This window comes from Pseudomonas sp. Xaverov 259 (assembly GCF_019352915.1).
Lineage (GTDB): Bacteria > Pseudomonadota > Gammaproteobacteria > Pseudomonadales > Pseudomonadaceae > Aquipseudomonas.
This window is the reverse complement of the sequence record NZ_JAAAFV010000030.1, coordinates 106,669-127,330: the sequence shown is the minus strand read 5'-3', so window position 1 is coordinate 127,330 and position 20,662 is coordinate 106,669. Positions and strand designations below refer to the sequence as shown.

Annotated in this window: 19 protein-coding genes; 8 read left to right on the top strand and 11 right to left on the bottom strand. The window is 60.1% G+C overall.

The features are described 5' to 3' along the window. Nucleotides 1–151: 151 nt before the first annotated feature. Complete coding sequence (locus K0H48_RS10665) at nt 152–715, bottom strand: NAD(P)H nitroreductase (RefSeq protein ID WP_219267424.1); 564 nt, start codon at nt 713–715, stop codon at nt 152–154. A 138-nt stretch (nt 716–853) separates the two neighbouring features. Here K0H48_RS10665 and K0H48_RS10660 point away from each other — a divergent pair, with 138 nt between their 5' ends. Genes K0H48_RS10660 through K0H48_RS10650 form a run of 3 tightly spaced genes read left to right on the top strand, consistent with a single transcriptional unit; the run spans nt 854 to nt 4,480 of the window. After that, entirely contained in the window at nt 854–2,281 is a 1,428-nt protein-coding gene (locus K0H48_RS10660) for a di-heme oxidoredictase family protein (protein ID WP_219267423.1), read from the top strand. A 31-nt stretch (nt 2,282–2,312) separates the two neighbouring features. Then, nucleotides 2,313–3,377, top strand: coding sequence for an imelysin family protein (locus K0H48_RS10655; RefSeq protein ID WP_219267422.1), 1,065 nt, complete (start codon nt 2,313–2,315; stop codon nt 3,375–3,377). 2 nt (nt 3,378–3,379) lie between these two features. Next, on the top strand, nt 3,380–4,480 hold the full coding sequence (locus tag K0H48_RS10650; RefSeq protein ID WP_219267427.1) for a DUF1513 domain-containing protein: 1,101 nt from the start codon (nt 3,380–3,382) through the stop codon (nt 4,478–4,480). Nucleotides 4,481–4,533: 53 nt separating this feature from the next. Here K0H48_RS10650 and K0H48_RS10645 read toward each other — a convergent pair whose 3' ends face one another. From K0H48_RS10645 to colR, 5 genes are all read right to left on the bottom strand, one after another. Continuing rightward, nucleotides 4,534–4,761: a hypothetical protein gene (locus K0H48_RS10645; RefSeq protein WP_219267421.1), complete on the bottom strand. Its 228-nt coding sequence runs from the start codon at nt 4,759–4,761 to the stop codon at nt 4,534–4,536. Continuing rightward, nucleotides 4,758–5,477 (bottom strand): lipopolysaccharide kinase InaA family protein, encoded by a 720-nt coding sequence (locus K0H48_RS10640; protein ID WP_219267420.1) that lies wholly within the window; start codon nt 5,475–5,477, stop codon nt 4,758–4,760. Before K0H48_RS10640 ends, K0H48_RS10645 begins: the two co-directional genes overlap by 4 nt. Nucleotides 5,478–5,481: 4 nt before the next feature. Continuing rightward, entirely contained in the window at nt 5,482–6,162 is a 681-nt protein-coding gene (locus K0H48_RS10635; RefSeq protein WP_219267419.1) for a class I SAM-dependent methyltransferase, read from the bottom strand. 188 nt (nt 6,163–6,350) lie between these two features. Continuing rightward, the gene (locus tag K0H48_RS10630; protein ID WP_219267418.1) at nt 6,351–7,631 is read right to left on the bottom strand and encodes a HAMP domain-containing sensor histidine kinase; all 1,281 of its coding nucleotides are present in this window, start codon (nt 7,629–7,631) and stop codon (nt 6,351–6,353) included. Then, entirely contained in the window at nt 7,621–8,304 is a 684-nt protein-coding gene (colR, locus tag K0H48_RS10625) for a two-component system response regulator ColR (protein WP_003175870.1), read from the bottom strand. The genes K0H48_RS10630 and colR overlap by 11 nt, the downstream gene beginning before the upstream one ends. A gap of 200 nt (nt 8,305–8,504) precedes the next feature. Here colR and K0H48_RS10620 point away from each other — a divergent pair, with 200 nt between their 5' ends. The 3 genes from K0H48_RS10620 (at nt 8,505) to K0H48_RS10610 (ending at nt 12,512) form a co-directional block, all read left to right on the top strand. Further along, the gene (locus tag K0H48_RS10620) at nt 8,505–10,454 is read left to right on the top strand and encodes an LTA synthase family protein (RefSeq protein ID WP_219267417.1); all 1,950 of its coding nucleotides are present in this window, start codon (nt 8,505–8,507) and stop codon (nt 10,452–10,454) included. 74 nt (nt 10,455–10,528) lie between these two features. Further along, on the top strand, nt 10,529–11,224 hold the full coding sequence (locus tag K0H48_RS10615; RefSeq protein ID WP_219267416.1) for a response regulator: 696 nt from the start codon (nt 10,529–10,531) through the stop codon (nt 11,222–11,224). Continuing rightward, complete coding sequence (locus K0H48_RS10610) at nt 11,217–12,512, top strand: sensor histidine kinase KdpD (RefSeq protein ID WP_219267415.1); 1,296 nt, start codon at nt 11,217–11,219, stop codon at nt 12,510–12,512. The genes K0H48_RS10615 and K0H48_RS10610 overlap by 8 nt, the downstream gene beginning before the upstream one ends. A gap of 901 nt (nt 12,513–13,413) precedes the next feature. Here the strand turns inward: K0H48_RS10610 and groL are convergent. The 5 genes from groL to K0H48_RS10585 form a co-directional block, all read right to left on the bottom strand. Next, entirely contained in the window at nt 13,414–15,060 is a 1,647-nt protein-coding gene (groL, locus tag K0H48_RS10605; RefSeq protein WP_056858678.1) for a chaperonin GroEL, read from the bottom strand. A gap of 50 nt (nt 15,061–15,110) precedes the next feature. After that, entirely contained in the window at nt 15,111–15,407 is a 297-nt protein-coding gene (gene groES / locus K0H48_RS10600) for a co-chaperone GroES (RefSeq protein WP_017846112.1), read from the bottom strand. A 247-nt stretch (nt 15,408–15,654) separates the two neighbouring features. Then, nucleotides 15,655–16,131 (bottom strand): FxsA family protein, encoded by a 477-nt coding sequence (locus K0H48_RS10595; RefSeq protein WP_219267414.1) that lies wholly within the window; start codon nt 16,129–16,131, stop codon nt 15,655–15,657. Nucleotides 16,132–16,197: 66 nt separating this feature from the next. Continuing rightward, a complete protein-coding gene (locus K0H48_RS10590) occupies nt 16,198–16,929 on the bottom strand; it encodes a DUF2470 domain-containing protein (protein WP_219267413.1) in 732 nt (243 codons plus the stop codon). A 125-nt stretch (nt 16,930–17,054) separates the two neighbouring features. Further along, nucleotides 17,055–18,062 (bottom strand): DUF481 domain-containing protein, encoded by a 1,008-nt coding sequence (locus K0H48_RS10585; RefSeq protein ID WP_219267412.1) that lies wholly within the window; start codon nt 18,060–18,062, stop codon nt 17,055–17,057. Nucleotides 18,063–18,210: 148 nt separating this feature from the next. Here K0H48_RS10585 and K0H48_RS10580 point away from each other — a divergent pair, with 148 nt between their 5' ends. Together K0H48_RS10580 and K0H48_RS10575 are read left to right on the top strand one after the other, a co-directional pair. Then, complete coding sequence (locus tag K0H48_RS10580; protein ID WP_138813987.1) at nt 18,211–18,573, top strand: MGMT family protein; 363 nt, start codon at nt 18,211–18,213, stop codon at nt 18,571–18,573. A gap of 43 nt (nt 18,574–18,616) precedes the next feature. Then, nucleotides 18,617–20,149 carry an AmpG family muropeptide MFS transporter gene (locus tag K0H48_RS10575; protein WP_017139744.1) on the top strand — a complete coding sequence of 511 codons (1,533 nt, stop codon included), beginning with the start codon at nt 18,617–18,619 and terminating at the stop codon, nt 20,147–20,149. Nucleotides 20,150–20,662 lie beyond the last annotated feature (513 nt).

The following is a 20,662-nucleotide window of genomic DNA, read 5'->3' as shown; positions in this document are numbered from 1 at the left end:
AGTGGTGGGGCGAGGACTTTTTGGTTACCTTTTTGGTCCTTCAAAAAGTGACCCGCCGTCAGGGCGGAACCCAAAGCCGCTGTTACCGCAGCAACGGATATGTACACCGACAAACAGCAAGGCAAACCATAAAGAGCACACCCACGCCAACTCAGAGGCCAGTCCAGGCCTGAACAAACGCCGCCAGATCTTCTTTAGCCGCTGTACGCGGCGGGTTCTGCGGCGTGCCCAGGTAGAGAAAACCTATCACCTCCTCATCCGCCGTCAGCCCCAAGCCTTTAGCCACATGGGCAGAGTACGACAACTCACCCGTGCGCCACACCGCCCCAATCCCCTGCGCATAAGCCGCCAGCAAAATACCGTGGGCCGCACATGCAGCCGCCAGCAACTGCTCGGATTTAGGCACTTTAAAGTGTTCTTGCAGACGGGCAATCACCACCACCACCAACGGCGCACGCAACGGCCCATTTTGAGCCTTGTCGATAGCGGCTTGCGGCGCATCGGCGTCCTGCAGGCGTGCAGCTTCGGCCAGTAGCTTACCCATCTGCTCAAGAGCGGCGCCTTCTACGGTGAGGAACCGCCATGGGCGCAGTTGGCCGTGGTCCGGCGCGCGCATGGCGGCGGCGAACAGCACTTCGCGCTGCTCCTGGGTCGGCGCCGGTTCCAGCAGACGAGGCACGGAAACACGGTTGAGCAAAGCGTCGAGAGCCTGCATTGGCCACCTCCAGAAAAATGTGCGGACATTCTAGCGGGTATTAATCATATACCACCAAACGATAATTGCTCTTATTCAATCCGCCCTGCCCTGTTAGACTTTGCGACCCTATTTTTCGCCTTAGCCGCAGGAAACTCGATGTTCCGTTCGCCTCTTCGTCTGTGCGCAGCATTGATGGCCTTGAGCCTGGCTGCCTGCGATGACGCCCCCAGGTTTACCAAGGCCGAGCCGGGTGAATCACGGGCGGGCGGCGCGACGACGGTGAACAAGCGCGACCAGAACGCGTTTTCCCTGCCCTCGGCCAACCTGGCGCCCACCCGCCGCCTGGATTTCAGCGTCGGCAACAGTTTTTTTCGCAGCCCCTGGGTGATTGCGCCATCCACCACCACCGCGCGTGATGGCCTGGGCCCGCTGTTCAACACCAATGCTTGCCAGAACTGCCATATCAAGGACGGCCGTGGCCATCCGCCGCTGCCCGACGCACCGAATGCGGTGTCGATGCTGGTGCGCCTGTCGATCCCGCCTGCGCCTGTCGATGCCAGGCTCATCGAGCAGGTCGGCGTGGTGCCCGAGCCCGTCTACGGTGGGCAACTGCAGGACATGGCCGTGCCGGGCGTGGCGCCCGAAGGCAAAGTGCGGGTCGACTACACGCCCGTCAACGTGACCTTCAAGGACGGCAGCGTGGTCGAGTTGCGCAAGCCAAACCTGCAAATCACCCAGTTGGGCTACGGCCCGATGCATCCCAAAACACTTTTCTCGGCGCGGATTGCACCACCGATGATCGGCCTGGGCCTGCTCGAAGCCATCAGCGACGCTGACATTCTGCGCAACACCGACGCGAAAACCGCCGACAAAGAAGCCCTCGTCGGGCGTGCCAATTGGGTCTGGGATGACGCGCAGAACCAAACCGTACTCGGGCGTTTTGGCTGGAAAGCCGGGCAACCCAACCTCAATCAACAAAATGTTCACGCGTTTTCTGGTGATATGGGCCTCACCACATCCCTGAGACCCTTTGATGACTGCACCGACGCCCAAGTCGCCTGCAAACAGGCGCCCAATGGCAATGGCCCCGATGGCGAGCCGGAAGTCAGCGACAACATCCTGCGCCTGGTGCTGTTCTACACCCGCAACCTTGCTGTGCCGGTGCGCCGTGGCGTCAACACGCCGCAGGTGTTGGCCGGCAAAAACCTGTTCTACCAGGCCGGCTGCCAGGGCTGCCATAAGCCGACGTTCACCACGGCCGCCGCAGCCGCCGAACCCGAATTGGCCAACCAGGTTATTCGCCCTTACAGCGACCTGTTGTTGCACGACATGGGCGAAGGCCTGGCCGACCACCGCAGCGAGTTCAAGGCCGGCGGTCGCGACTGGCGCACGCCGCCGTTGTGGGGCATTGGCCTGACGCAGGCGGTAAGTGGTCATACCCAGTTTTTGCATGACGGCCGCGCCCGCAACCTGCTCGAAGCCGTGCTCTGGCATGGCGGTGAAGCACAAGCGGCGCAGCAGCATGTGCTGTCCTTTAATGCCGAGCAGCGCGCTGCGTTGCTGGCGTTCCTGAATTCCTTATAAGCATTGCCACACTGACAGAAGGGAGCTCGACATGTTCCGTCCCAAGTTGCTGTTCACCAGCCTTGCCGCACTCGCCCTCGGCGCCTGCTCGCCCCAGGACCCGCAAGCGGTGACCTCGGCGGCCATCGCCAAGCAAGTGATCCTGCCCACCTACAGCCGCTGGGTTGAAGCCGACCGCCAACTGGCCGTCAGCGCCCTCGCCTACTGCCAGGGCAAGGAAAGCCTGGAGACGGCCCGCGCCGACTTCCTGCACGCGCAAAAAGCCTGGGCTGAGCTGCAACCGCTGCTGATCGGCCCGCTGGCCGAAGGCAACCGTTCGTGGCAAGTGCAGTTCTGGCCGGACAAGAAAAACCTGGTGGGCCGCCAAGTCGAACAACTGGTCAGCGCCCAGCCGCAGATCGACGGCGCCGCCCTGGCTAAGTCCAGCGTGGTGGTGCAAGGCCTGTCGGCCTATGAATACATCCTCTACGACGCCAAGCCCGACGTCGCCGACGAAGCCCAGAAAGCCCGTTACTGCCCGCTGCTGGTGGCCATTGGCGAGCGCCAGAAAACCCTGGCCGAAGAGATCCTGGCAAGCTGGAACAGCACTGACGGCATGCTCGCGCAGATGACCAAGTTCCCTAACCAGCGCTACGCCGATTCCCACGAAGCCATCGCTGATCTGCTGCGCGTGCAAGTCACCGCGCTGGATACCTTGAAGAAAAAACTCGGCACGCCGATGGGCCGCCAGACCAAGGGCATTGCGCAGCCGTTCCAGGCCGATGCCTGGCGCAGCCAGTCGTCCCTGCAAAGCCTGCAAGCCAGCCTGGTGGCGGCCCAGACTGTGTGGGTGGGTGTCGACAACAAAGGCCTGCGCGGCCTGTTGCCGTCCGAGCAGAAGCCATTGGCCGACAAGATCGACGCCGCTTACGCCGCCTCGCTCAAGCTGTTCGCCAGCAACCAGCGTACGCTCAACGAACTGTTGGCCGACGACGCCGGGCGCCAGCAACTCAATGATATCTACGACAGCCTCAACGTCGTCCACCGCCTGCACGAAGGTGATTTGGCCAAGGCGCTGGGCATCCAACTGGGCTTTAACGCCAACGACGGTGACTGATGATGCTCAGGCGACAGGCTTTGGCGGTGGGCAGTGTGCTGCTCAGTGCACTCACGTTGGGTGGCTGGACGCTGTTCAAGCAAAAAAAGCAGGGGCCGCTGCTGCTGTCGGCCCGCGATGATGCAGACGGCAAGCACTATGCCGTGGGTTTTCGCCTGGACGGCACGCAAGTGTTTGCCACCCAGGTCGGCCAGCGCTGCCATGACATCATCAACCACCCGACACTGCCGATTGCGCTGTTCGTCGCCCGTCGCCCGGGCACCGAGAGTTACCTGATCGACCTGCGTAATGGCACGCTGCTGCAAACCATCACGTCCAATGCCAATCGCCACTTCTATGGCCACGCGGTCATCCACAAAAGCGGTGACTGGCTGTACGCCACCGAGAACGACACCTCAGACCCCGGCCGAGGCCTGCTCGGTGTGTACAAGTTCGAGGGTGAGCGGCTGGTGCACAGCGGCGAGATTTCCACCCACGGCATCGGCCCGCATCAGGTGTCGTGGATGCCCGACGGCGAAACCCTGGTGGTGGCCAACGGCGGCATTCGCACCGAAGCCGAAAGCCGTGTGGAGATGAACCTCAACGCCATGGAACCGAGCCTGGTGCTGATGCACCGCGACGGCAGCCTGATCAGCAAGGAAACCCTGGGCCAACAGATGAACAGCGTGCGGCATATGGGGATCGCCAGCGATGGCACCATCCTCACCGGGCAGCAGTTCATGGGGCCGTCCCAGGAGCGCTCCGAGTTGCTCGCGATCAAGCGCCCAGGGCAGCCGTTCGTGGCGTTCCCAGTGGCCGATGAGCAACTGCAAGCCATGGGGCATTACACCGCCAGCGTCGCCGTGCACAGCGAACTGCGTCTGGTCGCACTGACGGCGCCTCGGGGTAATCGGTTTTTTATCTGGGACATGGACAGCGGTGCACTGCGCCTGGACGGGCCGTTGCCCGACTGCGCCGGTGTAGGCGCGGTGGCGGATGGCTTCGTCGTCACCTCAGGCCAGGGCCGTTGCCGCTTCTACGATTGCCGCCAGCCGCAGCTGGTCGCCAAGCCGCTGGAGCTCCCTTCGGGGCTTTGGGACAACCACTTGCACCTGATTATTTGAGATAAAAAAAGGGCCTCGCATCGCAAGGCCCTTTGTCGGGGGTTGGAATCTTTTCAACTCTGCGGCCTCATCCCTTGGGACATGCCGAACATGAACAACAGCAACTCATGATCCGGCTTGGCCGCCATACTGGCCTTGGCAACGCGTGGCAGCAGGCATTGCCCGCTGCCCTGCACCGCACTGAGCACTTGTGTGCGAGGTTGTTCCCACGCAGCCAGCGCCAGGGCTGCAATGCCCAACGCGCCGGCCAGGAACACACCTCGTGCTATTTCTAGCTTCATCTACTTAAACCCTTGATAGCGCTGCCAAACGCCGTCTCGTAAAAGTAGCTGAGTTTTTCCCAATCGGCACTGCTCCACGACGAATGGCGACGCAGTTGCAGCATGTCATGGGAGGCGGCCCGATAAGCGGTCAAGCGCTGACGGCACTTCTCGAAATCCAGCAGCGCCACTTCCACGTTGGCCGAGTCGCCTTCGCCGGTCACGCGTACAAAAATGTGCTTGATGTACAGGCAACCATGTTGCCAGCGGCCCTTGTGCATGCGCGCCAGGGTGCCCGCCAATTCCTTGAGCATGCGCTCATGAACCAACTCGCCGTACTGCTCACGACCGCCGGCGGCGTACCAGTTTTCAATCTCGTCGAAACCGTCGAGGGACGCCGTCACCAACAGGGCTTTCCACTGGTGCTCGGGGTCACGGCGCGCGCCGCAGAACACCAGTTCCGGTACGCGTACATCCAGCGAACGCAGGCCTTTGAGGGCGTCACGTTCGCGCAACACGGTCGGGCGTCCAAACGGGTGAAGCCAACTGCGGTAGATATGCCCGGTCTGGCGCTTGCTGTAGAGCAGGCGGCCATTGGTGCTGACCACCCGCTGTACGCCGCTTTCACCGCCGCGTCGACGGTTGGGTTCCTCGACCCATTCGCCCTGCTGGCGCCAGAAAAAATCAAATCGTTCTTCGGGAGCTACGTGACTGCCTGATACGCACTCAACTGCCATCCTGTTACCTCTTACGCAATACATAGACTCGCCACATGGCGTAGAGCGGCATGAAATCCAGGGATTCCTGAACTCGGAAACCGGCTTGCTCAAATTCTGCCTCGACAGTAGCAGCCGGTAACACAAACCGGTTTTGGTAACCTTCCTGCTCACCTTTCTTACGACGTTTGACTTCGGCGCGCTTGCGTTTCCAAGCCTTGAAATTGCCATCCACCCACAACGAAATAATCACGCTGTCGCGGGTAACCCGCTGAAACTCCTTCAGTATTGCCAGCCTGTGCGCCGGATCACCAATGTGGTGCATCAAGCGCATGCAAAAAATACTGTCGACCGAATTATCGGGTAAATCGATATCAAAGGCAGATGTCTGCAAAGCCCGTACCCGCTTCACCACCTCCGCCGGTTGAGCGATGGTGGCGACCTTCAACATAGAGGCCGAATTATCGGCCCCGATAATCACACGGTTGGGCTTCTCCGCCAACAATGGCCAGAACCGCCCGGCACCGCAAGGCAGGTCCAGCACCAGGCCCGGCTCGCCAGCCATGGCCAACGCGCCGCGCGCCAATTGCTCGTCGCGTTTGTGGGACAGCCGGCGAGCCAGATTGTCCTGATGCTTGAGCAAATAATTCTGCGCGTGCTGATCGTCGTACTTTTCGGAAAAATCAAGCTTGATCGGGGTAGACATCAACGGATCTCCAGTAGCTGATGCCTACAACCTTAAGCAGCAAACTGTGATCAACAGGTCAACCCGTTGTGAAAAACTTGTCCTGTCCAATCCCATACATTTCAAGACTTTACAGATACAAGCAATAGCATGGGGCCATCTTCGCCGATTTAGCGGGTTCTCTGGCAGGATAACGGCCAGGTCTACCCTCAGGGTTTGACCTGGCTCAACTCGACATGAAACCGGCAGCCATTGGGCTCCATGGTGCTCAGGCTCACGCTCCAACCCTGGCTCTCGCAGATGCGTTGCACCAGTGACAAGCCCAGGCCGAGGCCTTCTCCGCGCTTCTCGCTGCCGCGCACAAACGGCTCGAACATCGCCTCACGCTTGTCCTCGGGAATGCCGACCCCGGTGTCCTCGACGATAAAGCCGCTGGGTTCGAGCGTGAGACGGATAAAGCCCTGCTCGGTGTAGTGCAGCGCATTGCGCAACAAGTTGCCCATCACCGCATGCAAAAAGGTGGTGTTGTAGCGAGTGTCCAACGGGTTTCCTGGGCTGTAGATCAACTCCAGGCCCTTTTGCTCGATGGGCCCGCGCCAGATGCCGAGCAGATCTTCGGCCACCTGGGTCAGGTTGACCTGGGCAGACATGCCGGAATCATCATGTTGGGCACGCGCCAGCATCAGGAAGGTCTGCACCAGTTCGCGCATTTCTTCACACGCGCGGGCGATTCGCAGCACCTGGTTGCGACCACGCTGGTCAATGGCCGGGTTTTCCAGCAGCAGTTCGCAGGAGCTGGCCAATACCATCAAGGGCGTGCGCAGTTCGTGGCTGACGTCGCTGGTAAACAATTGCTCACGGGACAACGCCGCGCGCAGGCGGCCCAGGGTGGCGTCGAAGGCTACGGCCAGCTCGCCGACTTCATCGGCGGCGTAGTCCGGCGCCAGCGGCGGCGCCAAGCCCAGCAATTGGTCACGATGGCGCACTTGGCGGGCCAGACGCACCACTGGCGCCATCACCTTGCGGGCCAGCACCCAACCGAGGAACACCGCCAGGGCCAGGCTGAGCACAAAGCCCACCAGCACCACGGCAAACAGCACGCGCTCGCGTTCTTCGAAATCGCTTTGGTCTTGCAGCAACACATAGCGCCGGCCATCCACCACTTCAACCATGGCGTGGTACGACAGCGCTTCACGGAACACTTCGTGAAAGCCCGGCTCCAGGTGCCGAAGGTCTTTGGGCAGCTCGAAATCCCCAGGCCCGCCGCTGAAGTAAAACAGCTGGTCGGGCTCGGGCCGGTGGCTCCAGTCCTCAACGCTGTCCATCAGCAACAGGCGCTGCAGATCGCCACCCAGGCCGGCCGAAATCAGTTTTTCTTCCACCAGGTGCACGGTCGCAACGATGCCCATGGCGAAGGCCCCCGCCACCAACGCACTCATCAGCGCAAAGGCGATGATGATCCGCTGGGCAAGGCTTTGCTTAAACTCCATCACGGCCCTCGGCCAGGCGATAACCCACACCGTGCACCGTTTGCAGCAACGGCTTGGCGAAGGGTTTATCGATTACCTGGCGCAATTGGTGAACGTGGCTGCGCAGGCTGTCGCTGTCCGGGCAGTCGTCGCCCCACAGGGCTTCTTCGAGGATTTCCCGGCGCAGTACGTGCGGGCTTTTTTGCATCAGCACCGCGAGCAACTTCAAGCCCACCGGGTTGAGCTTGAGCAGGCGCCCTTCGCGGGTCACTTCCAGGGTATCCAGGTCGTAGCTCAAATCACCGACTTGCAAGGCACGACGCCCGCCGCCCTGGGCACGCCGCAACACGGCTTCGATGCGCGCGGCCAGCTCGGACAAGGCAAAGGGTTTGAGCAGGTAGTCATCGGCGCCGGACTTGAAACCCTGCAGCCGGTCATCCAATTGGTCGCGGGCGGTGAGCATGATCACCGGCGTGTCGCGGCGAGCGTCTTCACGCAGGCGTTTGCACAGCGTGTAGCCATCGATACCAGGCAGCATGATGTCGAGCACGATCAGGTCGTAATGCTCGGTGGCGGCCAGGTGCAGGCCCGACAAGCCGTCCTGCGCGCAGTCCACGGTGTAGCCTTTTAGCCCCAGGTAATCGGCCAGGTTGGCCAGAATATCGCGGTTGTCTTCAACCAATAGAATTCGCATGGGCAGTGTCTCCGAACGCACTAACGGCCTTGGTGGCCCGCGCAGCTTAAGGCCAAGTGTGGCTCAGGGATAGACCTTGAGGCCACGTCGATACAGGTTTTCAACCAATTACATATTCCAACAAGTTTTTCACTATAGCTTCACACACTAACTACAGTGTCAGGTCGAACATCGCGCCCATTGATATAAGGAATATGGACATGGGGTTTCTCAAAACAGCGCCGATGCGCTTTCTGCTGCTCGTCACTACCACATGGCTGGTGATTTTCCTGCTGACCCGCAGCGTGCTGCTGATCACCCATCTGGATGAAGTCGGTGGCAACTTGCTGCCGGTGTTTGGCGTGGGCTTGCTCTATGACCTGAGCTTTCTGGTGTACGCCGCCTTGCCGCTGGGCCTGTACCTGCTGCTGTGCCCGCCCGCGCTGTGGCGCCGTCGCGGCCATCGCTGGTTCCTGCAAGCGGTGCTCACCGTCAGCGTCTTCGCCATGCTGTTCACTGCGGTCGCTGAATGGTTGTTCTGGGATGAATTCGGCGTGCGCTTCAACTTTATTGCCGTCGACTACTTGGTGTACTCCAAGGAAGTGTTGAACAACCTGCTGGAGTCCTACCCGATCGGCAAGCTGCTCAGCTTGTTAGCGATGCTGGCGATAGTCGTGAGCCTGGCCCTGCGCAAGCCGTTCAATGCGGCGATGCACGCCCCGCTCCCGCCGATGCGCGGCCGCTTGCTGAATGCCCTGTGCCTGTTGCTAGCCGTCGGTCTCAGTGTGCAATTGATCAGCCAGAACAGCCCGCGTGCCCAAGGTGGCAATGCCTATATGAACGAATTGGCGAGCAACGGCCCCTACCAATTTTTTGCCGCCTTTCGCAATAACGAACTCGACTACACGCAGTTCTACAAAAGCCTGCCAACCGATGTTGTCGCCAAACAACTGCGCGCAGAACTCAGCGAACCCAATGCGCGCTTTATCGGCACAGACCCGCTGGATATCCGCCGCACGATCGACAACCCAGGCACATTGCGTAAACCCAACATCGTGCTGGTGACCATCGAAAGCTTCAGCGCCAAATACATGGGCAGCAATGGCGATGAGAGCAACTTGACGCCCAACCTCGATGCGCTGCGTAAACAAAGCCTGTACTTCAATAACTTCTATGCCACCGGCACCCGCACTGACCGTGGGCTGGAAGCGATCACATTGGCGATTCCACCCACGCCCGGCCGCTCGATCGTCAAGCGCATTGGCCGTGAAAGCGGTTTCGCAAGCCTTGGCCAACAACTCGGTGCTGTCGGTTACGACAGCGTGTTCGTCTATGGCGGGCGCGGTTACTTCGACAATATGAACGCATTTTTCAGCGGCAACGGTTATCGGGTCGTCGACCAGAGCAGTGTGCCTGAAGCGGAGATTTCCTTTAAGAACGCCTGGGGCATGGCTGATGAAGACCTCTACCGGCAAACCCTGAAACTCGCCGACGCCGACTACGCCAAGCAGCAGCCGTTCCTGCTGCAACTGATGACCACGTCCAACCACCGCCCCTACACCTACCCGGACGGGCGCATTGATATCAAGTCCGGTAAAGGCCGTGACGGCGCCGTCAAATACACCGACCACGCTATCGGCGAGTTCCTCGAAGCGGCACGCCAGAAACCCTGGTTCGATAACACGATTTTCGTCTTCGTCGCCGACCACACCGCCGGCAGCGCGGGCAAGGAAGACCTGCCGATCACCAACTACCAGATCCCGCTGTTCATCTATGCCCCCAAGCTGATCGACGCCCGGGAAACCGCGCAACTGGCCAGCCAGATCGACATTGCGCCGACCTTGCTGGGCCTGATCAACCTGAGCTACGAGTCGACCTTCTTCGGCCGCAACCTGTTGCAGGACAACCCGTTGCCACCGCGCGTGGTGGTCGGCAACTACCAGTATCTGGGGCTGTTTGACGGCAAAGACCTGGCCATTCTAAGCCCACGCCAGGGCCTGCGTCGCCACGATCAGGCCCTGGGCGAGAGCCAGGAGTTACGCGTAGGCAGTGATGATCCGTTGATCCAACGCGCAATCACCTACTACCAGGCCGCCAGTTACGGGTTCACCCAGCAGTTGCTGAGCTGGAAAGCGCCCAAAGACACGGAACACGCGATCAGCCAGCGCTGACCGCTCCTCTGAGCCCTTGCCTAGCCACGGCAAGGGCGTAACACTTGCACCCTCCCCCGGCGACGGCGCCCTGCATGTCCGACTCCCTGTTGCTGATCGAAGATGACCGCCCATTGGCCGCGCTGACGGCCGAGTTCCTGCGCGCCGAAGGTTTTACCGTTGCCGTGGAGCACCGTGGTGATCGCGCCGCACAGCGCATTCTTGATGAAAAACCGGCGCTGTTGATCCTCGACGTGATGCTGCCGGGCATCGACGGTTTTACCCTGTGCCGCCAGATTCGCGACAGCTACCCCGGGTTGATCCTGATGATGACCGCGCTGGATGAAAACGCCGAGCAATTGACCGGATTCCACGTGGGCGCCGACGATTACGTGGTCAAACCCGTCGATCCGTTGCTGTTGCTGGCCAGGGTGCGTTCGTTGCTGCGCCGTCACCGCCAGGCACCCAACGCGTCTTATCAGTGGGGCACGTTTAAATTGGACCTCCATAGCCATTTCGCCTGGCTCGACGGTACGCCCTTGCAGTTCTCGGTGGCCGAGTTCGAACTGCTGGCGATTTTCGCCCGACATAGCGGCGTGTTACTGACCCGCGAGAAACTCCTGCAGAGCTTGCGTGGCCTGGAATACGACGGGCTCAACCGCTCCATTGATATGCGTGTGTCGCGCCTGCGTAAAAAACTGATGACCCTGGCCTGCCCGGTGACCATCCAGACCATCACGGCCCAAGGCTACCTGTTTGTCGAAATCCCCCAGCAGGCCCAGCATGTTTAAGCTGCGCCCCTGGATGGTGGCCGTGGCGGGTGCGGGCTGGACCAGCCTGACCCTTTATCTGCTGTGGCTGTGTACCAACGCCTCGGTGTTTGTCGGCGAGGACAGCTTTTTGCGTTTGATGGCCGGCCCAGGCTACCTGGTGGCCGAGCAGCTCAAAGGCTTGCCCGCCGAGAAACGTGAAGCGCGCATGGACATCCTGCGCGCGCACTTCCAGTACCCGGTAGAGCTTATCCCGTACGACGACGTCGAATTGCCGCCCGAGGCCATGGTCATGCTCGAACACCAACAGCCGGCGCTGAACAGCGACGAAGACATCAGCTACTTCCCGCTGGACGACGAAACCGTGATCCGATTCGGCCCCATGTGGGGCAGTGCCGAGGTCAAGGACCTGCTGAAATTCCCGATTTTCTGGATCACTGCCTGCGTCGCCGGCTTGCCGGTTTTACTGCTGCTCGGCATCGGTTTGCGCGTGCACCGGCGGCGTAATAAAGACCTGGATGCACTCAACACCTGCCTGGGTACGCTGGCACGCACGCCAAACGTGATGCTGCCCGCCCTGGCGAAGGAGTGGACGCCGCTGCTGCTGACCTTGCAACAGCATGCACGGGATATCAGCGCCATGAGCGAACGCCATCGCGAAGTCTCCCAAGCCGTCTCCCACGAACTGCGCACACCGCTGGCGCGCATGCGTTTCGCCCTGACGTTGCTGAGCAAGAGCGAAGACCCGCCGACCCGCGCACGCCTGCAAGAGCGCTTGCAAACCGATGTCGAAGAACTCGAAGCCCTGGTTCGCGCCAGCCTGGCCTTTGCGCGGATGGCCGGCGCACCGACGGATTTGCAGCATGAGCCGATCAACCTGCGTGACTGGCTGCACCAGGAGTTCGCCTTACTGGATGGGCACCACCGTCAATTAAGCCTGGAAACCGAGCCTGCACAGCTTGAACTGATCGGCGACCGCGCCCTGCTGCACCTGATCGTGCGCAACCTCTTGAGCAACGCCATCACCTATGCGCGTGATCGAGTGTGCGTGAGCGCCACTTACCAGGGTGAGCAGCACTTGGTGCTGCATGTCGACGATGATGGCCCCGGTATATTGGCGGAGAACCGTGAAAAGATTTTCGAGCCCTTTGTGCGGCTTGCCATGGGCGGCGACGAACCCAGTGGCTTCGGCCTCGGCCTGGCGCTGGCCAAGCGCGCAACCCAGTGGCATCACGGTGAGTTATCGGTAACCCGCAGCCCGCTGGGCGGCGCACGCATGAGCCTGGTACTGCCGTTGCGCCCTCTTTAGAGCCATGTCTTTCAAGGTCTTTGGGCGGATGCACTCAAGTAAGTCGAGTCAGAAATAGCACTGGAGAAAAGTAGCCCGTGGCGAGCAGGCTTGCCCTGCGTTGGGCTGCGCAGCAGCCCCCGCCCGTTATAACTGACTCACTGAGTCGCCTGATTTGGGGCGGCTTCGCCACCCGACGCAGGGCAAGCCTGCTCGCCACAGTGACAGTGTTCGTCCTTATTGAAGGGTATCGCCGGTTGTAGCGCTGTTACAGCCTGTGACAGCCAAGCTTTCCCATCGCCCGTAACCTCGCCAACTGAATCCCTGGTTGGAGAGCCCGTTCATGCGTCCCCGTAAGAAGCATTTGCCCACTTTAATGCTGTCGCTGTGCATCGTTGCCGGCGCATTCGTGCCCGGTAATGCGTCGGCCTCGCGCCTGGCAGTTACGGACAAGCCATCACCACGGATGGAAGACAAACACGCTGGCGATCACACCGCCAATACGGCACCTCGGCCAACGGCGCAGGATGCGCTCCTCACCCCACCACCCCGGAGGTGGCCCCGAGCCGCCGGCGCTGAGAAACTCACGCACCTGCCTGGCCCTGGCCCATTCAACCAAGCTGCTGCACCGCAACCCGTGGCACTTGTGCCGGCTGCCCAAGTAACCCTGGCGCGGGGCATGACCTTCAGGAAGCTGTTGCGGCGCCGCACCTTGGGTTGAGATCGATATAGCACGGGCCAAATGTGGGAGCGGGCTTGCTCGCGAATGCGGTGTATCAGTCAGTGGATTTATTGACTGACACTGCGCATTCGCGAGCAAGCCCGCTCCCACAATGGTTCTCCTGCATTTTTTAATACTGCACAAAAAAGCCCCGCCTGCATTACTGCAGGCGGGGCTTTTTAATCGCCGGGTAAGGCTGGCTTACATCATGCCGCCCATGCCACCCATGCCGCCCATGTCTGGCATACCGCCGCCACCTGCGCCTTCAGCCTTTGGCTTGTCGGCGATTGCAGCTTCGGTCGTCAGGATCAGGCTACCGATCGAGGCTGCTGCTTGCAGCGCGGAACGAGTCACCTTGGTAGGGTCCAGGATGCCCATTTCGATCATGTCGCCGTATTCGCCAGTCGCAGCGTTGTAACCGTAGTTACCTTTGCCGTTCTTGACTTCGTTGACCACAACGCTTGGCTCGTCGCCGGAGTTGGCAGCGATCTGACGCAGCGGTGCTTCAACGGCGCGACGCAGAACAGCGATACCGACGTTCTGGTCAGCGTTGTCGCCGGTCAGATCAGCCAGGGCTTCCAGAGCGCGGATCAGCGCAACGCCACCGCCAGGTACCACGCCTTCTTCAACGGCTGCGCGGGTTGCGTGCAGGGCGTCTTCAACGCGGGCTTTCTTCTCTTTCATTTCAACTTCGGAACCGGCGCCAACCTTGATCACTGCAACGCCGCCAGACAGCTTGGCCAGACGCTCTTGCAGTTTTTCACGGTCGTAGTCGGACGACGTTTCAGCAACCTGGGCACGGATCTGAGTGATGCGAGCCTGGATGTCCTGCTCAACGCCAGCACCGTCAACGATGATGGTGTTTTCTTTGGAGATGGTCACGCGCTTGGCACTACCCAGGTTTTCCAGGGTGGCGCTTTCCAGGCTCAGGCCGATCTCTTCGGAGATTACGGTACCGCCGGTCAGAACGGCGATGTCCTGCAGCATGGCCTTGCGACGGTCGCCGAAGCCTGGCGCCTTGACGGCGGCGACTTTAACGATGCCACGCATGTTGTTCACAACCAGAGTCGCCAGGGCTTCGCCTTCAACGTCTTCAGAAACGATCAGCAGTGGGCGGCCGGCTTTGGCAACGGCTTCCAGCACTGGCAGCATTTCGCGGATGTTCGAGATTTTTTTGTCGACCAGCAGGATCAGCGGGCTGTCCAGCTCGGCAACCATGGTCTCAGGCTTGTTGACGAAGTACGGGGACAGGTAGCCACGGTCGAACTGCATGCCTTCTACAACCGACAGTTCGTTTTCCAGGCCTGTGCCTTCTTCAACGGTGATCACGCCTTCTTTACCGACTTTTTCCATGGCTTCGGCAATGATGTCGCCGATGGAGTTGTCGGAGTTGGCGGAGATGGTGCCTACCTGAGCGATCGCCTTGGTGTCGGCGCATGGCTTGGACAGCTTTTTCAGCTCAGCAACGATGGCGATGGTCGCCTTGTCGATGCCGCGCTTGAGGTCCATCGGGTTCATGCCGGCAGCGACGGCCTTGTAGCCTTCGTTGACGATGGCCTGAGCCAGTACGGTAGCGGTGGTGGTGCCGTCGCCTGCGTCATCGTTGGCACGGGAGGCAACGTCTTTGACCAGCTGCGCGCCCATGTTTTCGAAACGGTCTTCCAGTTCGATTTCTTTGGCTACCGAAACGCCGTCCTTGGTGATGGTCGGAGCGCCGAAGCTCTTCTCGATAACCACGTTACGGCCTTTAGGGCCCAGGGTCGCTTTTACCGCGTCAGCCAGGATGTTGATACCGGTGAGCATTTTCTTGCGGGCGGAATCGCCGAATTTAACTTCTTTAGCAGCCATGATCGATATTCCTTAAATTCTTTGGAGTAACAGGAAAATGAGCGGGAAAATCAGCCTTCCAGTACAGCGAGAATCTCGTTCTCAGCCATAACCAGCAGGTCTTCGCCGTCAACTTTCACAGTGTTGCTGCCGGAGTAAGGGCCGAAAACAACCTTGTCACCGACTTTAACGGCCAGCGCACGCACTTCACCGTTTTCCAGAGTCTTGCCTGGGCCTGCAGCGACGATCACACCGTGGTTGGCTTTTTCAGCAGCCGAACCTGGCAGAACGATACCGCCAGCGGTTTTCTTTTCTTCTTCGCTGCGACGGATAACGACGCGGTCGTGCAGAGGACGAAGCTTGCTCATTGTCGATCTCTCCTAATTGTGTTTTTCATCGGCCGGTATCGATACCGGCAAGTTGTATTCCGGCGGTGCCGGTCGCGCCTCGCCAAGCAAGACGCGGAAGTCTGTCTGGTGTCGCCACCAGAAACCTTGCGGTGACCGTTACATAAGGGCGCATAAGCTTATTACAAGAGGCCGCGACGGAAATTTTTTACGAATGCCGGGCGGCAAAAGCAGCACGGCACCCAAAGGCGCCGTGCAGGTCATGCGGTTATTTGCTGTCGCGGTGTTCGAACTCGCCTTCGATCACATCGCCTTCACGCCCTAACGGCTGGCGCGGAGCCGGGCCACCACGGGGTTGCAGGTCATCGGCAAACGCACGCTGGCGGATCGCCGCTTCTTCGGCACGCTGGCGCATCTTGCCGGCCAGCAGCTTGCGGGTGAACGGCAGCAGCATGATCAGGCCGACCACATCGCTGATAAAGCCCGGCAAGATCAACAGGCCACCAGCCAAAGCCATCATCAGGCCTTCAAGCATGGTCTGTGCAGGCAGTTCGCCGCGGTTCAGGCTTTCACGCGCTCGCAGCGCGGTGGCCAGGCCGGCGACGCGCAGCACCAGAACGCCGAGCATCGAGCCGAGAATGATCAACAGCAGCGCCGGGAAAAACCCGATGGCACTGCTGACTTGAACGAATACGAACAGCTCCAACACCGGGAACAGCAGAAAGAGCAATAAAAAAGGGCGCATCAAATGGTTCCTCAACGCAAGAATGCCTTGCCAGTCCACCTTAGATGACGTCGCCGTTTCGTGAATTCAAGCGCTGACGGCTTCTTTTTTCGGCCAGACCTCGGCGTGAGCCAATGAAACCAGGGCTTCGCGCACTTGTGTCGGCGTGTTGCAAGATTCGGCAAACGGCAGCCAATACACAGACTGGCCGATACGCAGGTGCATGCCTTCGCTGTCGATGCCGGCCAACTGCGCAGGCTCGGTGGTCGGCAGGCCGGTCAGCTCGACATAGTGGGCGATGGCCTTGGTGTGGTCGCTGTTCATGTGCTCGATCATGCTGCGCTCGGCTTTGCCCGCAAACGGGTTGGCCAGGGTGAGCTGGTCGACCCAGTGAATCGCGCCAAAACCACCGATATAACGGTGACGCACTGGCTTGAGCACCCAGAAGTCGAAATCGTGGGCTTTGTGGTAGTTGGCCGAATCCGGGAAGTAGCGGTAATAGCGTTCGGCGGCGGCTTCAATCGCTGCCTCATCCTCAAGCTTTTCAGCTTCGGCCAGGTAGGTCAGGCGCCCTACCGCTTGCACGTCATCGGCTTCGCGTTCACCCACCAGCAGCGAGCACTTGGGGTCTTTTTGCAGGTTGTGGGTGTGCTGGGCGATACGGCTGATCAGGATAATCGGCTGGCCCTGCGCGTCGAGGCAGTACGGCACCACTGAGCCGAAGGGAAAACCCGGCATGGCTTTGGACAATGTGGAGAGCGCTCCACGGTATTCCTTGAGCAACAGCTCTCGGGCGTTCTTGGCAACCTGCGTGCTCACGGTATGACTCCTCGGGTGTTCAGCCGCCCACAGCCTATGGCGTCTATGGGAATGAATCTCAACACAAGGTAATCAATATCCGCGAAGGTTGCCAGAGTGCCCGATGCAGGATTTACCAGGCTATATTACCAAGCCACGCCGAAGCCTGCGGTATAGCGGGTCTTGTTCAAGCTGCTTTGCGATTCGCCATTAATGAGGTCACGCTCGGCCTTGAGGTTGAGCGACGCCCACTCGGTGACTTTATAGCGCAGGCCCATTTCCGCATCCAGAGAGTAATCGGACGGCCCGGCCAGCGGTTTGCCCAATTCACCGTTGGTGAAGAATTCCACGGTCTTGCCCACCAGGTAGCGGTTGTAGCTCCACTTCATGGCCAGGGAATAGAAGTTGCTCTTGCGGTCGTCGGAATATTGGTAATCGGTGCGGTTGACCAGCGAGCCGAGGGAGAACGCGCCCAGCTCATCGTCCCAGAACTGGTAGCCAGGGCCGGTACCGACGGTGCGCTGGCGAGACAGGTCTTCAACCTTGTCACGCTTGTAGGTCAGGCGCCCCTGCCAGAACCAGTGCTCGGTGATGAAGCGGTCCAGGTCATATTCCAGCGCCCAGTTATCGGTGGTGGTCACGTCATCCTGGAACTCGCGGTTATATTCGCCCTGGGCAGTGTGCCGCCATTGGCCGTGACGCGCGGTGGTCTTGAAGTCGATATCGTAGTCGTTGGTGTCTTTGTCGGCGCGTTTGTAGTCCAGCGCCAGGTCGACATTGCCCTTCCACACCAGGTCTTCGATCACAGGCTTAGGCTTGAGGATCTGCTGGATGCTGGCCAACTCCACGGTTTTCGGCGCTTCACCATTGGCCAGGGTGACCTTGCCATCATCCGCCGCTTTCAGGGATTTGGCCTTTTCACCGGTGTAAGCGTCCTGCTTGACCAGCAGTTCCTGGTCGCTTTCCAGGGTCTTGACCTGTTTCCAGTCCACCGGGATGGCCCCTGCGTAGTTGGTCTGAATCAGCAATTTGCCACCGTCGAAGACTTTGATCTTGCCGGTCAGGCGGTCACCGTTCTTCAACCAGACGGTGTCGGCGAGCAGGGGCGTGGAGGCGCTGAAAACAGCGAGGCAGAGCAGGGTTCTGGACAACATAAGCGAATTCGAGGCTCGAAATTGGCGAAAAAGGGGCGTTATCGTGTTAGATAGCTTGGACTGACTCAAGGATTTATATTGAGTTCAATTCTCAACGGAATGATTACAGACGTTTCTTACAAAAACACCTCTTTATAAAGACACGGCGATGCCCACACCCCACTCACCCGAAGACGCCCCCCAAAGCCCCGCAGAAATGCGCCGCACCGCCTTGTACCTGACATTGGCGCAAGTGCCCGAAGGCTGCGTGGTGAGTTATGGCGAGTTGGCGCACCTGGCCGGGCTGGGCCGCGCCGCTCGCTGGGTCGGGCGTACCTTGAGCCAGCTTCCAGAGGACACCCGCCTGCCCTGGCACCGGGTGTTGGCTGCCGGTGGTCGGATAAGTCTGCCGGTGGGCAGTGCTTCAGGCGACGAACAACGTGCGCGTTTGCGCAGTGAAGGCGTCAGTATCATGAATAATCGCGTTGATATTCAGCGTCATGGCTGGCGCCCGGTAGAGCACAGCGGTTAGAGTGCGCGCTTTGTTTCCGCAAATCTGAGGCAGACTCCAGCCCATGCCCCGTAAAACCTGGCGCGCCGCGCTCGCCGCCTATGCCAGCCCTTCGACGTTAGTCCTGTTGTTGCTCGGCTTCGCCGCCGGCTTGCCTTACATGTTGGTGTTTTCGACGCTTTCTGTGTGGTTGCGCGAGGCCGGTGTGGCCCGCGAGACCATCGGTTATGCGAGCCTGATCGGCCTGGCCTACGCATTTAAATGGGTCTGGTCGCCGCTGCTCGACCAATGGCGCCTGCCACTGCTCGGTAAACTGGGACGACGTCGCTCCTGGCTGGTGCTTGCCCAGACGCTGGTGATCCTCGGGTTGATCGGCATGGGCTTTTGCGACCCGCAAAAGCACTTGTCCTGGCTGATCGCCATTGCCGTCATCGTAGCCTTCGCCTCAGCCACCCAAGACATCGCGGTAGACGCCTATCGCCTGGAAATCGCCGACGACAGCCGCCAGGCTGCGCTGGCTGCCAGCTACATGTCCGGCTACCGCATCGCCGCCCTGCTGGCCACCGCCGGTGCGCTGTTCTTTGCCGAAGGCTTCGGTTCCACCGGTTTCAACTATAAGCACTCGGCCTGGACCGGCACTTACGTGCTGTTCGGCGTGCTGATGATCCCGGCACTGCTGACCACCTTCTTCATGCGTGAACCCGATGTGCCATTGCGCACCCAATTGCAGGCCGGCCGCTACAGCTTTGCGCATCAGCTTGTCTCCGTATTTGTGCTGATCGTGCTGTTGGTGTCGGTCCCGGCGATGTTCACCCAGCTGTACAACACCGATTTCGCCAGCGTGCTGTTCCACGGCGTGAGCCTGTGGGAGCTGTTGATGGAAGACCGCGCGTTCCTGCGTGCCATCCTGTACATCATCCTCACCACTCTATGCCTCTCGGCCATGGGCCGCCGTGGCCTGGCGCCGGTGCTCACGCCGGTCAACGACTTTATCCTGCGCTACCGCTGGCAGGCGCTGCTGCTGCTCGGGCTGATTGCGACCTATCGCATGTCCGACACGGTGATGGGCGTGATGGCCAACGTGTTCTACATCGACCAGGGCTTTACCAAGGACCAGATCGCCGGGGTCAGCAAGATCTTCGGCCTGATCATGACCCTGCTCGGCGCCGGTATGGGCGGCCTGTTGATCGTGCGGTTCGGCATCTTGCCGATCCTGTTTATCGGCGGCATTGCCTCGGCGGCCACCAACCTGCTGTTCGTGATGCTCGCCGACATGGGCCCCGACCTGCAGATGCTGATCTTCACCATCTCCCTGGATAACTTCAGCTCAGGCCTGGCCACCTCGGCGTTTGTCGCCTACCTGTCAAGCCTGACCAACCTCAAGTTCTCCGCCACCCAATACGCGCTGCTCAGCTCGATCATGCTGTTGCTGCCGCGCCTTATTGGTGGTTACTCGGGCGTGATGGTGGAGAAGTTTGGTTATCACAACTTCTTCATCATTACCTGCCTGTTGGGTGTGCCGACGCTGTTCCTGATTGCACTGCACTGGTTTCAGGAAAGCCGACGGGCACGCTTGAATCCTCCCGCAGAAGACTGACACACCTCGGTCAATGTGGGAGCTGGCTTGCCTGCGATAGCGATGGTGAATCCAACACCGCTATCGCAGCATTGGTATCTACACAAATATTGGCGTTTGTGGTGTTGGGCTGTTTTATCGTCGCAGTGTGTGTGTGTGTATCCGTTGCTGCGGTAACGGCTACTTAGGATTCCGCCCTGACGGCGGGTCACTTTTTGAAGGACCAAAAAGGTAACCAAAAAGTCCTCGCCCCACCACTCGGTGCCTCGCTGTGGCTCGGCATGCCCTCACTCCGGCTTGAATCCGTGGGCCGCCGCGATGGGCCATCCTTGGCCCAGCGCGGCTAACCCGGCGTCCTGCCGGGTTACCCACGGATTCAAGCCTGCGTTCGGCCATCGTGGTTGACGGGGCGCCTGAGATCAAAAGCAGATCAAGATCAAAATCTACAGCACGGCGGCCTGAAAGCCGACCTGAGTGGTTGAATCAAAAGCCAGATCAAGTGCAGAGCAAAAGCCTATGTACCTGATGCAACGG

Excerpts from the sequence above, each read along its gene's own strand:
- K0H48_RS10615 (WP_219267416.1), top strand. The coding sequence starts at position 10,529 with ATGTCCGACTCCCTGTTGCTGATCGAAGATGACCGCCCATTGGCCGCG.
- colR (WP_003175870.1), bottom strand. The coding sequence starts at position 8,304 with ATGCGAATTCTATTGGTTGAAGACAACCGCGATATTCTGGCCAACCTG.
- K0H48_RS10635 (WP_219267419.1), bottom strand. The coding sequence starts at position 6,162 with ATGTCTACCCCGATCAAGCTTGATTTTTCCGAAAAGTACGACGATCAG.
- K0H48_RS10655 (WP_219267422.1), top strand. The coding sequence starts at position 2,313 with ATGTTCCGTCCCAAGTTGCTGTTCACCAGCCTTGCCGCACTCGCCCTC.
- K0H48_RS10660 (WP_219267423.1), top strand. The coding sequence starts at position 854 with ATGTTCCGTTCGCCTCTTCGTCTGTGCGCAGCATTGATGGCCTTGAGC.
- K0H48_RS10630 (WP_219267418.1), bottom strand. The coding sequence starts at position 7,631 with ATGGAGTTTAAGCAAAGCCTTGCCCAGCGGATCATCATCGCCTTTGCG.
- K0H48_RS10585 (WP_219267412.1), bottom strand. The coding sequence starts at position 18,062 with ATGTTGTCCAGAACCCTGCTCTGCCTCGCTGTTTTCAGCGCCTCCACG.
- K0H48_RS10645 (WP_219267421.1), bottom strand. The coding sequence starts at position 4,761 with ATGAAGCTAGAAATAGCACGAGGTGTGTTCCTGGCCGGCGCGTTGGGC.
- K0H48_RS10620 (WP_219267417.1), top strand. The coding sequence starts at position 8,505 with ATGGGGTTTCTCAAAACAGCGCCGATGCGCTTTCTGCTGCTCGTCACT.
- K0H48_RS10575 (WP_017139744.1), top strand. The coding sequence starts at position 18,617 with ATGCCCCGTAAAACCTGGCGCGCCGCGCTCGCCGCCTATGCCAGCCCT.
- K0H48_RS10640 (WP_219267420.1), bottom strand. The coding sequence starts at position 5,477 with ATGGCAGTTGAGTGCGTATCAGGCAGTCACGTAGCTCCCGAAGAACGA.
- K0H48_RS10595 (WP_219267414.1), bottom strand. The coding sequence starts at position 16,131 with ATGCGCCCTTTTTTATTGCTCTTTCTGCTGTTCCCGGTGTTGGAGCTG.
- groL (WP_056858678.1), bottom strand. The coding sequence starts at position 15,060 with ATGGCTGCTAAAGAAGTTAAATTCGGCGATTCCGCCCGCAAGAAAATG.
- K0H48_RS10610 (WP_219267415.1), top strand. The coding sequence starts at position 11,217 with ATGTTTAAGCTGCGCCCCTGGATGGTGGCCGTGGCGGGTGCGGGCTGG.
- groES (WP_017846112.1), bottom strand. The coding sequence starts at position 15,407 with ATGAGCAAGCTTCGTCCTCTGCACGACCGCGTCGTTATCCGTCGCAGC.
- K0H48_RS10580 (WP_138813987.1), top strand. The coding sequence starts at position 18,211 with ATGCCCACACCCCACTCACCCGAAGACGCCCCCCAAAGCCCCGCAGAA.
- K0H48_RS10650 (WP_219267427.1), top strand. The coding sequence starts at position 3,380 with ATGCTCAGGCGACAGGCTTTGGCGGTGGGCAGTGTGCTGCTCAGTGCA.
- K0H48_RS10665 (WP_219267424.1), bottom strand. The coding sequence starts at position 715 with ATGCAGGCTCTCGACGCTTTGCTCAACCGTGTTTCCGTGCCTCGTCTG.